This is a genomic window from Rhizobium sp. CECT 9324 (assembly GCF_918741265.1).
Taxonomy (GTDB): domain Bacteria; phylum Pseudomonadota; class Alphaproteobacteria; order Rhizobiales; family Rhizobiaceae; genus Allorhizobium.
This window is the reverse complement of record NZ_CAKKMZ010000002.1, coordinates 825,374-837,536: the sequence shown is the minus strand read 5'-3', so window position 1 is coordinate 837,536 and position 12,163 is coordinate 825,374. Positions and strand designations below refer to the sequence as shown.

The following is a 12,163-nucleotide window of genomic DNA, read 5'->3' as shown; positions in this document are numbered from 1 at the left end:
ACCTTTGCGCCTTCAAGGCGGCCATTCAAGCCGAAACGCCGAATAGTGGAAAGCTGCCGGTCTGTTTGCATAACTCCCGTGTCAGTGACGGGTGGAGGCTGTGTAAAAAAAGGGTTCTGATGTAGAATCATCTTCGTTGATCGGAGGTGGCAGTGGCAGGCTATATCGAGGGCATCAGCCGTGATCAGGGTACACTCTTTCCAGATCGTCTTGAGGACTGGATCGACGAAGATCACCCCGTTCGAGTGATCGACGCTTTCGTTGACGCCATGGACTTGGTGGGTGCTGGCTTCGGCCGCATGTCGCCTGCGCAAACTGGACGCCCCTGTTATCACCCTTCGGTGTTGCTGAAGCTTTTTTATCTACGGCTACCTGAACCGCATTCCCTCAAGCCGACGCCTTGAACGTGAAGCCGGGCGCTTGGCGCAAAAGCACTTTTAAGAGCCATAACAGCTTGACGGAGCTGCTCAATACGCCTTCTTCTGCCCCAAAACCCGTCCACTTACCCACCAGGGCCGTCTCTGACGCCTCCCAGCCTACGATAAGCGCAAAATCCACCGATCCCGCTCGCTGGCAAAATCCCGACGGTCAAGCTGGAGTTTTCACACAGCCTCGGCCCAGAGCAGACGTCGTTGACTTGGTTCATAATACGCCAATATCATGTTCCATGACTGATCTTTCGACCCAACTGCTGGATGAACTGAGTGTCGATGAGGCTGCGCGACCCAAAGCCCCGCCGGTTCCCGAGGCGACAGACATGCACCGTCAGCAAGGCCGACAACTAGCCGCAATCCACAGCCATCATCTCAGAGAAATGGGTCAAATCGGCGGGGTCCTCGCGAGGATCGAAGCGCGAGAAGCTCCGCCGGAGCAGCTAAAGCAGCTCGTGCTTTCACTCGATATGGCTGAGAATTTTCGAGCGTTCGGATCGCTTTGCGGCCGTGAATGCCAAGTGCTCAAGTTTCACCACGACATTGAAAGCGCCGACATGTTCCCCCGGATTGAGGCAGCGGGTGGCGGCAGGTTTCGCGAGATTGTGGCAAAGCTAAAGGCGGAGCACGAGGTCGTCCATGAGTTGATTATCCGCCTGAGTCGTGCGGCTGAAACATTGGCAGAAGCCCCGTCGGAGAAAAATTTTATTCAGGCGGGCAACACATTCCGAAAACTGGAAGAGGTCGTACGCTCCCATTTCGGCTATGAGGAAACCGAATTGGAGGAGGCCATCGGGTATTACCTCGGATTGATCTGACGCCGCCCTTTTGGGGGGCTGGGCCTTGAAGTACAGAAATAATGGCTCATTCAAATAAGCCGTCGTTGACGAGACATGCAGTCTGCTGGCCGTACGTTTCGTCCGCGTGACAGCCATGCCGACTGTTGGGCCCGAAGCATGCCATCATACTAGCCGGTGCGAATGGCCGCTTTCCTCCCCGCGCCGGCCGAAAGCCCTGGTGTCGCGTCCCAAGATCAGGCGCTCCCTCGAGGCGGGCTTTACCCCGCTATTGGCCTTTGCTCGAAAGCAACTTGTCGAGCTGCTCCAGCTGCTCCGGCAATGCGGCCGCCGATCCCTGTAGTGCTTCTTCAAGCGCCTCTCTCGAGGGATAGACTTCGTTGAAATGCATCAGCGTCTTGCCTGCCTGATCTTCGAAATTCACGGTCGTGACCGCACCCTCTTCGCCCTCGTCATTGGTCCAGACGATGCGCTCGTTCGGCACAACTTCGAGATACTTGCCGTAGAAAGCCATCGTGTTTAAGTCGCTGGTGGTGAATTCCAGCCGATATTTTCCGCCGGTGCGGACATCCATATCGCATGATGTGAGGGAAACGCCGGATACCGATTTTGGCATCCACCAGCGCCGAAATAGCTCGGGCTCGCTCCATGCCCGGAAAACTATGCTCAGTGGCGCATTGAATGTCTGTGTAACGACGAGTTCGCGATCGCCTCTGCGCTCGAGCGATGTGCGGTTCTGCGTACCATCTGCGTTGCTACCTTGCTGGCTCATCGTTTTCCTCCTGCTGCATTTGCATGATGATCTCTTCCAATGCGTCAAAGCGGGCCTCGAAGAGCATGCGATGCGTCTCGATCCACTCGGCCTCCGCCTTGAGACCGCGTTTCCCGAGCTGGCAGGTCCTCACCCGTCCCACTTTCTGTGTCACCACGAGCCCCGCCCGCTCGAGAACCTGTACGTGCTTCTTTATTCCGGTCAGCGTCATCTGGAACCTGTCCGCAAGACTGGTGATCGACGCGTCCCCTCGCACAAGCTGACCGATGATCCCCCGGCGTGTCGCATCGGACAACGCCGCAAACGATAGGTCGAGAGGGGCATTTGAATACTGAACCATACGGTTCAGTATATGGTCTGCGAGCAGAGGTGCAAGTGTCGCAAACGTCTACTGCCCACGGCGTGGCTGGGGTCATTCCGCATGTCCGCAGGTGGCGTAATTCCGACGACGGCCCTTGGCGCTGAGCGGCAGACCCATTTCGGCGCGATGCGGTCGTCAACAGCGCCACAGCCTGCGCATCTCGCCCGCCATAGCAACGTCGCGCGACCTACAACGGAGGGACCGGCACGGAAATTTGCGCTTTTGTACAATCGTCCGGCGGCCACTTGGTCTAGGTTGGTTTCATCGGAACCCAGCATGGACCGACCAGATGAACGCTGTCAGTTTGCCAGCACTCTTGCCGCTTCAACGCTTCTTGGCGGTGTTGTGGCTCATGACGCCTTCGCACAGGAGACGACTGCCATGATCATGCCAACACCATTTAAAATTGCCTTCCCCGCGGCGGACATCGAGGAGCTCAAAGCGCGCCTTCGGTTGACACGCTGGCCAGACGAGCCTGACGGCGCGGGCTGGATGTTGGGCACCAACCTTGACTACATGCAGCGGCTGACGGACTACTGGCTGGACGGCTACGACTGGGGCAAGGCCGAGGCCGTGCTGAATGCACTGCCGAATTACAAGGCGTTGATCGACGGGATTGACCTGCATTTTGTCCACAAACCCTCAACCCGGAAGGATGCGACGCCGCTTCTGCTGTTGCACGGCTGGCCAGATTCCTTTTTCCGCTACCACAAGGTCATCGACCGCCTGTCTGAAGAATTTCACGTCGTCGTTCCTTCGATTCCGGGCACCGGCTTTTCAGGCAGGACCGCGCTGCGATTTGACACTGTCGCCGACCTTGCCGCAAAGCTGATGACCGAGGCTCTGGGGTATCCGAAATTCATCGCCGCGGGGGGCGACATGGGATCGATCATCGCCATGTCCCTGTCGCAGCGCCATGCGGAGAAACTGCTGGGCTATCATGTCACCGATGTCGGCTATCCCGACCACACCACCGACTTCGTGGCACTCAGTGGACCCGAGCAGGCCTATGCGGGGGCTTTGCGACAATGGTTCTTCCAGCACGGCGCTTTCAACATGGTGCAGTCCTCGAAACCGCAAAGCCTGGCCTTTGGCATAACCGACTCGCCCGTCGGGCTTGCCGCCTGGATCCTCAGCTTCATGGCGGGGATGGGGGTCGGTGACGAGGCTGACAGCCGCTTTGGCCGCGACGCGCTTTTGACCAACATCATGATCTACTGGCTGACGGGCACGGCGGCCTCGTCCTTCCGGATCTACAATGTGAACGCCATGCAGCCGCCGACAACCACCGGAACGGACACCAAGGTCCCGGTTGCTGTCGCGACCGAAGCCCCGATCCCCGGCATGGTACGGATGCCGCGCGAATGGGCAGACCGGCAGACCGGCGGGAATGTCGTTCAGTTCCACGACATGGAAACCGCCGGTCACTTTGCCGCCTGGGAGGACCCCGCATTCTACGTCCAGGACTTGCGGGACTTTGACGCGCTGCTACACGGCTGACCGGCGGGTTCCTGGCCGGTGGACTGCTGTCCGACCGGCCAGTTTGCGTCACGGGGCCGATGTCCCCGGCTTGATCGACCCAAGGTCATATGGAGACCTGAATGAACAACTATACCTGTGCCCTTGTGGACGTTTTCGCCGAATCGCCTCTGCAGGGAAATCCTCTTGCTGTGGTCGATGCGGCGAACGGTCTGGCGGACGAGGCGATGCGAAGGCTGGCGGCCGAGTTCAACCAGGCCGAAACCACGTTCATCTTCCCCAGCGACCGGGCGACGCGCAAATTGCGGTCCTTCACGGCCGCCGGATCCGAGGTCTTTGGCGCCGGGCACAACGCCCTAGGTGCCTGGATCTGGTTGGGCTCTAGCGGCCAGCTTGGGGAGCTGGACCAGCCAGTAATCTTCCAGCAGGAAATCGGGGACCATGTCCTGCCGATCCGCGTCTGGCAGCAGGACGGCCGCATCCACGGCGCGATGCGGCAGGCGGCCCTGACCCTTGGCAGAAGGATTGATGATCTATCGGCCCTGGCAGTGGCGCTTGACCTTGGAGCCGCAGATCTACTGCAGCATCCCGGGGCGCGGGTGGCCGACACCGGAGCGAGCCATCTGATGGTCAGGGCGCTCTCGCGCGATGTCGTCGACGCGGCTAGGCCAGACGCCCGGGCGCTGCTGCCCTGCCTCCGCGACAGCGGGGCCGAGGGCTGCTACCTTTACGCCTTCGACGAAGGTGCGCTCGAAGTGGCCTACGCGAGGTTCTTCAACCCGACGGTGGGACTTTGGGAAGATGCTGCTACCGGCACGGCTGCCGGGCCCCTGTGCGCCTATCTGGACCATCATGGGATGCTGTCGGTCAGGAAGCTGTTGGCGGTCGAGCAGGGCAGGCTAATGGGACGACCAAGCATTTTGAGGGTGAGAATGGCTCCGGACGCGGAATTGAGCGGCTCGGGCGTCGTCGTGATGCAGGGACAACTTTCCCTGTGATCCGGGAAGCAACTGCCGTGAACTAAAGACGCGATCAAGTGAGGAATTTGCAATGCAGAAAGTCGTTGGCATCGGTGGTGTCTTCTTTCGCGCCAAGGACCCGAAGGTGCTGGCCAGATGGTACGAGGACGTCCTTGGCGTCGACATCGATAACCGGACCTGGGTGCAGGAGCGTGGCCAGACCATCTTTACACCGTTCAGAGCCGACACTGACTATTTCGGCAGCCCGGACCAGCAGTGGATGCTTTGCTTCCGTGTGAATGATCTTGCTGCGATGCTTGAACAGCTTCGTGCTGTGGGGATCACCGCCATCGAGAACCCCGAATGGAACAGCGAGGTCGGGGTGTTCGCGCGAATCCACGATCCCGAGGGAAACCCGATCGAACTCTGGCAGCCGTCGGACTTCTCCCTTGGTCTGATGTAGCCCTTGTCCCCGTCAGATCCGGTGTCTGCCATACATCGGAATATATAAGACCAAATGATATGGCATAACATATTGTATATGTTTTATTTTCTCGCAACTCGTTTTGTAAAAACATCGTATCCGGACACATCCAGCCACATCCAATCCAACGTCTTGTGATGGGCTGATTGATGGGCTAGGGGATGGACAATGCATATTGAGGATGGTTTGCGATGCTGAGTGACGCGAAGGCCCGAAAGCTGAAATCTAGCGACAAAGCAGTGACCGATGGGACGGTGAAAGGGTTATACCTCTTCCCCACAAGCTCGACCGGCAACGGTAAATGGATCCTTCGATACGTCTCGCCAGAAAACAGCAAGCGACGCGACCTGGGGCTGGGGAGTTATCCGAGTGTGTCCATACGCGACGCCAGGGCAAAGGCACTTGAGCTGCGATCCGTTATCGAAAGTGGTATTGATCCACTTGAAGAGCGAAAGGCGCGGGAGGCTGAAAAGTGCAAACAGGCGCTTATGCCCACATTTGAGGAAGCCGCGAGAAAGCACTACGCCGACCGAGCACCAGGCTTCAAAAACAAAAAACATAGCGCACAATGGATTACGACTCTGGAGGCTTATGTCTTTCCGGCAATTGGCAAGAGATTGGTTATCGAGCTCGGACCTGCTGATTTCGCCAACTGCCTAAGACCAATCTGGCTAAAAAAGGCAGAAACCGCCTCTCGCATCAAACAGCGTTGCGATGCTGTGATGGAGTGGTGTGCGGCCAATGGATTTATCCTTGCCAGTCCTGTTCGGGTGATCGACAAACTCCTGCCGAAGCAACCGGGCAAACGCGAGCGAGTTGAGCATCAACCAGCTGTGCCATGGAGAAAGGTGCCTGCATTTTTTGCGGACGTCCTCCACGCCGGGACGGCAAGCTCGACCATGGCAATGCTAGAACTGCTGATCCTAACTGCCTGCCGCTCCGGCGAGATTAGACAGATGCAGTGGAATGAGATCGATTTTTCAAATGGGATCTGGACAGTCCCGGCGTCTCGTATGAAGGCGAAGCTCGTCCACCGGGTTCCTCTTGGATCGCGAGCTCTAGACCTTCTCCAAAAACAGCTAGAGAAAAACACCTCCGGCGAAGGACTGGTCTTTCCCTCAAGAAACAATACCCCATGCAGCGACATGATTCTGACTAAGTTTCTGCGAGACAAGGAGATTGAAAGCGACGTCCCAGAGCGATTTGCAACTGCACATGGCTTTCGGTCCAGCTTCAGGGATTGGGCATCAGAAAACGGATATCCCCGCGACGCCGCAGAAAGAGCGCTTGCCCATACAGTCAAAAATGCTGTTGAGGCTGCCTATCATCGCACAGACCTATTGGATCAAAGGCGACCCATGATGGAATCGTGGGAGAGCTTCTGCCTTGGGCGCTGACAGAAAGCGCCACAAGGCAGCACAGAAAAATTACTTGCACCGCCGATCAGATTACGGAACTAAGCAAATTGTTGATCTGCCGGCTAGTCATCCTGCAGCTTGGAGCGATGGTGTCTGTCCTGGCATCGCTATCGACATGGCCGCCTCGGCGCGCGACGAGGCGGCTACCTTGGCTAATAGTCGTCCCGCAACGTAGGTGGGTCGTTTCTGATTGAGGGGACGGGCCAATGAATATCCAGACACGAATATGAACCGAATGACCGCAGCCTTCATCGGTAATGTTGAGCAAAAAGTCACTTACAAGTTTCCATGGGAGGTCCTTCCCGACATGGAGAATTGCCAAGGGTGAAATAAATGTCATGATCAACGCCCGGCCTCTTGCCCTGCCACGAACTCCCAATCAGTGCAATACTTTGCAAACTTTCACATACCTCAGTGCTAGGTCCTGTTGACAAAGTATGGCAACCATATCTTTGCAGCGGCCAGGGCGAGGAATGCTGAGAAGGATTTCCGTGTTTTATCGTATCGGGTCGCAACGCGACGGAATTGCTTGAGGCGATTGAACATCCGCTCGATGCGGTTCCTGTCCTTATAAGCCCGGAAGTCGCAGGCAGGTGGGTTCTTCCGGTTTGCTTTCGGCGGAATGACTGGTCTGATCCCATGGATCAGGAGTTCCTCGCGCAGGAAATCGCCGTCATAGCCTTTGTCTGCAAGGAACAGTCTCGGTTTGCCGACCGGTATCGCCAACAAGTCAGGAACGGCGTTGTAGTCCGAAGCTTCGCCGCCTGTCAGGACGAAGCCAAGAGGGCGGCCCTGACCGTCTGCTCGGGCGTGGATTTTCGTCGTAAAGCCGCCGCGTGATCGACCAAAAGCCTCCTGATAAGTCCCCCTTTAGCGCCCGCAGCCTGAGAGTGGCCGCGAACCGTGGTGCTATCGATCATGTGCTGCCAGTCATCCGTCAGCCCCAGTTCAACCAAGGTCTCGAGCATAGCGTCCCACACACCCTGCTCGGCCCAACGGCGGAAGCGCACATAGACCGAATTCCACTTGCCGTATCGCTCATGCATGTCGCGCCAGGGGCATCCGACCCGAAGGACATGCAGCATGCCGTTCAGATATTGCCGATTATCGTGCGACGGTCGGGACTTCCTGCCACGCTCGCTGGGCAAAAGCCCCTCGATGATCCGCCATTCCATATCTGTCAGGTCGCCGCGAGCCAAAACTGCCTCCTAAAAAGCAGTCTTGAATCACGCTTCCGCTGATTTGGGAATCCACTTTGTCAACAGGACCTAGCTTTTCGGCCCATTGGTGGGGCGCCACATCAGCGACAATGACGGTGAAAAATGGGGAAGCTCAAAGGCTTATTTGCCGATGTCGTCGACGTCGAAGCGCTCCGTGCGGCGTTTGACAGGGTTCGGGACAATGATGGGGCGCCGGGGGGTGACGGTCAAAGTATAGCCCAGTTCGAGCGACACCTGGAGAAAAACCTGCAAGAGTTGGCGGCTGATCTGATCAGAGGTTCCTATCGGGCAGAGCAAGCTCGGGCAGTGAAGATCCCAAAACGCAGTGGCGGCATGCGGCAGTTGATGATCCCGGCCGTGCGGGACCGCGTGGTGCAAACCGCTGCAGCCAATCTTCTAGTGCCGGGGCTTGAAACTGTCTTCTCGCCACTGAGTTTCGCCTATCGTCCCGGTCGGTCCGTGCAGCAGGCGGTGCGCATGGTCGATCGCTTCCGCCGCGAGGGGCTAGACTGGGCTGTCGATGCCGACATCCATGCATATTTTGACAGCGTTTCCCATCGTACTCTGATCGCCGTCCTGCAGGTGCATGTCGATGATCCAGCCTTCGTTGATCTTGTGAGTCTATGGCTGGAAACCTATGGTCCGCGCGGGCGTGGACTTCCACAGGGTTCGCCAATCTCGCCAGTTTTAGCGAACCTCTTTCTCGATAATCTGGATGATGCCTTTGTGACTGGCCCCTCGAAACTGGTCCGATATGCCGATGATTTTGTCATCCTTTCGCCAAGCCGAGACGATGCTGAGCGGGCAAAGGCGAAGGCTACGGCCCTTTTGGCCGAACGTGGGCTTGATCTGCATCCGGTCAAGACGCGCATCGTTCACTTTGATCGAGGTTTCCGGTTTCTCGGACGGCTTTTTGTGCGCTCGTTGGTTATAGAAGACCCGTGGGACGAACCGGATGGAGAACAGGTCGAGCAGAAAAAGCAACAGGATCGACTGCAGTCGCGCTCGGGGCGAACAGTTCCGCAGCGCCGGAGCCTCTATCTGGCTACTGAGGGGACCACCGCGCTAGTCGGCACTGGCGGGTGCCTTGAGGTGTGCGAACAGGGCCAGGTAAGGTTGCGCTTGCGTCCTGAGATGCTGGAGCGGGTCGAGATCTATCCCAATGTGACTATCAGCTCAGACGTCTTGCGCATGCTGATGGAAAACGAAATACCGGTCTGCTTTATGGGAGGTTCCGGCCAACACGTCGGCTCGGTGCTCGGACGCACAGGCACCAAGGGCCACCTTCATCTGGCTCAGGCGCGTGCCGTGTTAGATGATGGACGGCGTGTCGCATTGGCACGTAGTATCGTCGAGGCGCGCATTCACAATCATCGGGCGCTGCTGCGTCGGCTGAATCGCAAACGCGGCGATCTCTCGGTTGTGCGCGCGTGCGAGGACATCAACCGCGTTTTGAGGAGACTCCCCACCGCAACGACGGTTGCGGGTTTGATGGCGCATGAGGGCCATTCTGCGAAACTGTACTGGGGGGTGCTGGGCCAATTGCTGCCCGATGGCTGGATCTTCGAACGCCGCGCGCGACGCCCGCCGGCGACCCCTTTCGACGCATTGTTGTCCTATCTATCGACCATCCTGACGAACGATCTTGAACAGGTGGTCCTGCGGGCGGGATTGCATCCCGGACTGGGCCTGTTGCATGCCACAAAGGACAACGGCTCTGCGTGTGCGACCGATCTCGTGGAGGAATTCAGAGGGCCTGTCGCCGAGGCCTGCGCGGTAACTATGGTGAAACAGAAGGCAGTCCGGCCGCAGGATTTTCAACCATCGCATGGAGCAGGGTTTCGCTTGAACGATCATTCCCGCGCACGCATCATTAGCTATTATGAGCGGTGGACGCATCGTGAAGTGAAAGATGCCGAGGCTGATTGCCAGCGCCCCTGGCACCAGATGATGCAAGCGCAGGCTGGACGGCTGGCACGTGCCCTGCTGCGAGACGAACCCTACCAGAGCTATCGGATGGATTACTAATATGCCTCGCGCCCGCATGTTTACAGTGTTCGCCTATGACATTTCTGACGACCGCAAGCGACGCCGGGTGGCCACCATTCTCGAGGATAGTGCGGTGCGGGTGCAAAACTCCGTTTTCGAGGCATGGCTTTCAGCGCGCCAGACCGAGGCGCTCAAAAGAAGGATTGAAGTGTTGCTGGTGGCGGGTGATAATTTGCGCATATATGTACTTGCCCAATCCGGACTTTCCCGGTCCAGCGCGTTTGGCGGTCCGGCGCTGGGAAGCACACAAACCTTCCTATTGATCTGAGAAGATTGTGAGATATCGCATGACTTACGATGAACTAGCACGATTTGCGGCGACATGCGATGGGGCCACCATGCGTTCCTTCCTCACCGAAAACCTGCAGACCGTGTCGCCGGAAGGCTTTCTAAATAAGTTTACGTGGGCAACAGTAACACTTCTACTGGAAGGTCCCATGATCGAGCTGGAAGGGCATGATATTGCCCGAATGGTACGCGGCGGTCTTTGGCCTGCTCTGCAGGCAACATCGAGCCAAGAAGCTGCGGCGGGTCGACCCTGTACCCGCACGCCCGCATGCCTTCTCGATCTTCTATGGAACGATTTTGGGCGCTTGTCCCGGGGACGTGATATCCCGAAACCTTGGCTGATTCGCGCAGGTAATCCGGTACCGAAGGCCGCCAGCACATCGCGCGCCGTCGTTCAATTCATTCTGTTCGGCTTGGCGGCCACTTATTGCGAAGAGGCGGCCGATATCCTGTGCAGCCTCTTTGGGGGAACCGGTAGGACCGCAGACGGGGTCGCTGCTTGGCGGGTTCTGGAGGAAGAGATCGTCATTGATGAAGGCCTTGAGCAGCTATGCTTACCAAACCAGATCCGCATCGATCTTTTGTCTCCACTCAGACTAGCCCGCAATGGCGCCGCCAGCGCCGACTATAATGCGTTTCTGCCCGGCTTGGTTGACCGCGTAGACGGTCTTGCCCTCTGGCAGGGTCTAAAGCTTCATTGCGATTTTTCAGCGCTTCGCCAACATGCACGAGGCATCGAAGTGTTGGATGACGAAACTCAGCAGCATGATTGGCACAGGCGCTCGGGCCGAACGGGCAAAGTGGTGGCATCCAGCCACGCGACAGGCAGCCTGGTGATCCGGGGCGGCCTTGCGCCACTTGCTCCCTTTCTATCGCTTCTTCCTGTGTGCCACGCCGGAAAGGACACACGCCTTGGTCACGGCTGGTGCGCTGTTAACGGCCGTGATGCATACACAGATCTCGCCGGCGCCTTCGCGGTTCGTGCGTAAGCATCAGCCGTTGAACCGTCTTGTTCCGGCAGGGTTATCAATGACCTAGCCGACTCTCGAATGCGACCTGCCATCGTGCAGGCGGCTACCGAGGTATGTGGATAATGAACAGCGCATTGATAAATATAATAAAACTTCTCTTAGTACGTGAAAAATTTGCTCTTGTGGCTCGGCCCAAAAGAACACCTGTCGAGGTATGTGGAAACACCTTGTTTTTTCTCAACCGATGTGGAAGCTTGCGAGGGGCAGGTGAAGGGTTTCATCCCGCATGAAGGGAACTGAAACCTCCTCGTCACTGCGAAGAGGGTTTCGTGGATTGAGGTGAAGGGTTTCATCCCGCATGAAGGGAACTGAAACCCGGATACAATCCGGAGCGTGGCCACCCTCACGTGAAGGGTTTCATCCCGCATGAAGGGAACTGAAACCTCCAGCTCGTGTCGAGCATGACCTTGTAGGCGCAGAAGTGAAGGGTTTCATCCCGCATGAAGGGAACTGAAACCCATCGACCTTGATGGTGACGAAGTTGCCTTCGGCCATGTGAAGGGTTTCATCCCGCATGAAGGGAACTGAAACCCTGCACAGTTGCACCATACATCATGCCTGCAGGTGAAGGGTTTCATCCCGCATGGAAGGGAACTGAAACGGCGCCGGGGCTGACTTCGTAGCCCCGAATGTTGGGTGAAGGGTTTCATCCCGCATGGAAGGGAACTGAAACCAGGTCGGCATCGCCCGTGTCGAGGGTGACATAGTGAAGGGTTTCATCCCGCATGGAAGGGAACTGAAACTTCCGACGAATCGCGTCGACGTATCCGGTCCAGGTGAAGGGTTTCATCCCGCATGGAAGGGAACTGAAACCTTGATACTGCACCTTGACGGGCAGATGCACGAAGCTGTTGTCGTGAAGGGTTTCATCCCG

At 57.4% G+C, this 12,163-nt stretch carries 11 protein-coding genes, 1 pseudogene and 1 CRISPR repeat array (1 of these 13 only partly in view); of the genes and pseudogenes, 9 read left to right on the top strand and 3 right to left on the bottom strand.

The annotated features are described in order from the left end of the window. Positions 1–152: 152 nt before the first annotated feature. Positions 153–420: pseudogene (locus LQ231_RS23630) on the top strand (transposase); the annotation flags it as partial. A gap of 247 nt (positions 421–667) precedes the next feature. Further along, positions 668–1,249: a hemerythrin domain-containing protein gene (locus LQ231_RS23625; protein ID WP_230174386.1), complete on the top strand. Its 582-nt coding sequence runs from the start codon at positions 668–670 to the stop codon at positions 1,247–1,249. Between the two features lie 247 nt (positions 1,250–1,496). On the opposite strand, the gene LQ231_RS23620 is transcribed toward LQ231_RS23625, so the two are convergent. Both LQ231_RS23620 and LQ231_RS23615 read right to left on the bottom strand, forming a co-directional pair. Next, positions 1,497–2,000 (bottom strand): SRPBCC family protein, encoded by a 504-nt coding sequence (locus LQ231_RS23620; RefSeq protein WP_230174384.1) that lies wholly within the window; start codon positions 1,998–2,000, stop codon positions 1,497–1,499. Beyond that, entirely contained in the window at positions 1,984–2,340 is a 357-nt protein-coding gene (locus tag LQ231_RS23615) for a metalloregulator ArsR/SmtB family transcription factor (protein WP_230174383.1), read from the bottom strand. The genes LQ231_RS23620 and LQ231_RS23615 overlap by 17 nt, the downstream gene beginning before the upstream one ends. Before the next feature lie 297 nt (positions 2,341–2,637). On the opposite strand from LQ231_RS23615, the gene LQ231_RS23610 reads away from it, so the two are divergent. The 4 genes from LQ231_RS23610 to LQ231_RS23595 all read left to right on the top strand — a co-directional run bounded on the left by LQ231_RS23610 (position 2,638) and on the right by LQ231_RS23595 (position 6,680). Beyond that, positions 2,638–3,861, top strand: coding sequence for an epoxide hydrolase (locus tag LQ231_RS23610; RefSeq protein WP_230174381.1), 1,224 nt, complete (start codon positions 2,638–2,640; stop codon positions 3,859–3,861). Between the two features lie 101 nt (positions 3,862–3,962). Continuing rightward, positions 3,963–4,838, top strand: coding sequence for a PhzF family phenazine biosynthesis protein (locus LQ231_RS23605; RefSeq protein ID WP_230174379.1), 876 nt, complete (start codon positions 3,963–3,965; stop codon positions 4,836–4,838). Positions 4,839–4,890: 52 nt separating this feature from the next. Continuing rightward, positions 4,891–5,262, top strand: coding sequence for a VOC family protein (locus LQ231_RS23600; RefSeq protein ID WP_230174378.1), 372 nt, complete (start codon positions 4,891–4,893; stop codon positions 5,260–5,262). Positions 5,263–5,474: 212 nt separating this feature from the next. Then, positions 5,475–6,680 carry a tyrosine-type recombinase/integrase gene (locus tag LQ231_RS23595; protein ID WP_230174377.1) on the top strand — a complete coding sequence of 402 codons (1,206 nt, stop codon included), beginning with the start codon at positions 5,475–5,477 and terminating at the stop codon, positions 6,678–6,680. Positions 6,681–7,118: 438 nt separating this feature from the next. On the opposite strand, the gene LQ231_RS23590 is transcribed toward LQ231_RS23595, so the two are convergent. Continuing rightward, a protein-coding gene (locus LQ231_RS23590) for an IS5 family transposase (RefSeq protein ID WP_230174376.1) occupies positions 7,119–7,900 on the bottom strand; the annotation gives its coding sequence in 2 pieces (ribosomal slippage) (positions 7,119–7,570 and positions 7,570–7,900; 783 coding nt in all). Positions 7,901–8,023: 123 nt separating this feature from the next. On the opposite strand from LQ231_RS23590, the gene cas1 reads away from it, so the two are divergent. The 3 genes from cas1 to LQ231_RS23575 are packed head-to-tail and all read left to right on the top strand — an operon-like array spanning position 8,024 to position 11,247. Then, the gene (gene cas1, locus LQ231_RS23585; protein ID WP_230174375.1) at positions 8,024–9,949 is read left to right on the top strand and encodes a CRISPR-associated endonuclease Cas1; all 1,926 of its coding nucleotides are present in this window, start codon (positions 8,024–8,026) and stop codon (positions 9,947–9,949) included. A 1-nt stretch (position 9,950) separates the two neighbouring features. After that, complete coding sequence (gene cas2, locus LQ231_RS23580) at positions 9,951–10,238, top strand: CRISPR-associated endonuclease Cas2 (RefSeq protein WP_230174374.1); 288 nt, start codon at positions 9,951–9,953, stop codon at positions 10,236–10,238. A gap of 19 nt (positions 10,239–10,257) precedes the next feature. Continuing rightward, on the top strand, positions 10,258–11,247 hold the full coding sequence (locus LQ231_RS23575) for a hypothetical protein (protein WP_230174373.1): 990 nt from the start codon (positions 10,258–10,260) through the stop codon (positions 11,245–11,247). Positions 11,248–11,496: 249 nt separating this feature from the next. Beyond that, positions 11,497–12,163: direct repeats of the CRISPR family, unit length 36 nt; unit sequence GTGAAGGGTTTCATCCCGCATGAAGGGAACTGAAAC; it runs 19 nt beyond the window's last position.

What these genes read in the sequence shown, in the direction of transcription:
- LQ231_RS23625 (WP_230174386.1), top strand. Translation starts at nt 668, where the DNA reads ATGACTGATCTTTCGACCCAACTGCTGGATGAACTGAGTGTCGATGAG.
- LQ231_RS23620 (WP_230174384.1), bottom strand. Translation starts at nt 2,000, where the DNA reads ATGAGCCAGCAAGGTAGCAACGCAGATGGTACGCAGAACCGCACATCG.
- LQ231_RS23615 (WP_230174383.1), bottom strand. Translation starts at nt 2,340, where the DNA reads ATGGTTCAGTATTCAAATGCCCCTCTCGACCTATCGTTTGCGGCGTTG.
- LQ231_RS23610 (WP_230174381.1), top strand. Translation starts at nt 2,638, where the DNA reads ATGGACCGACCAGATGAACGCTGTCAGTTTGCCAGCACTCTTGCCGCT.
- LQ231_RS23605 (WP_230174379.1), top strand. Translation starts at nt 3,963, where the DNA reads ATGAACAACTATACCTGTGCCCTTGTGGACGTTTTCGCCGAATCGCCT.
- LQ231_RS23600 (WP_230174378.1), top strand. Translation starts at nt 4,891, where the DNA reads ATGCAGAAAGTCGTTGGCATCGGTGGTGTCTTCTTTCGCGCCAAGGAC.
- LQ231_RS23595 (WP_230174377.1), top strand. Translation starts at nt 5,475, where the DNA reads ATGCTGAGTGACGCGAAGGCCCGAAAGCTGAAATCTAGCGACAAAGCA.
- cas1 (WP_230174375.1), top strand. Translation starts at nt 8,024, where the DNA reads ATGGGGAAGCTCAAAGGCTTATTTGCCGATGTCGTCGACGTCGAAGCG.
- cas2 (WP_230174374.1), top strand. Translation starts at nt 9,951, where the DNA reads ATGCCTCGCGCCCGCATGTTTACAGTGTTCGCCTATGACATTTCTGAC.
- LQ231_RS23575 (WP_230174373.1), top strand. Translation starts at nt 10,258, where the DNA reads ATGACTTACGATGAACTAGCACGATTTGCGGCGACATGCGATGGGGCC.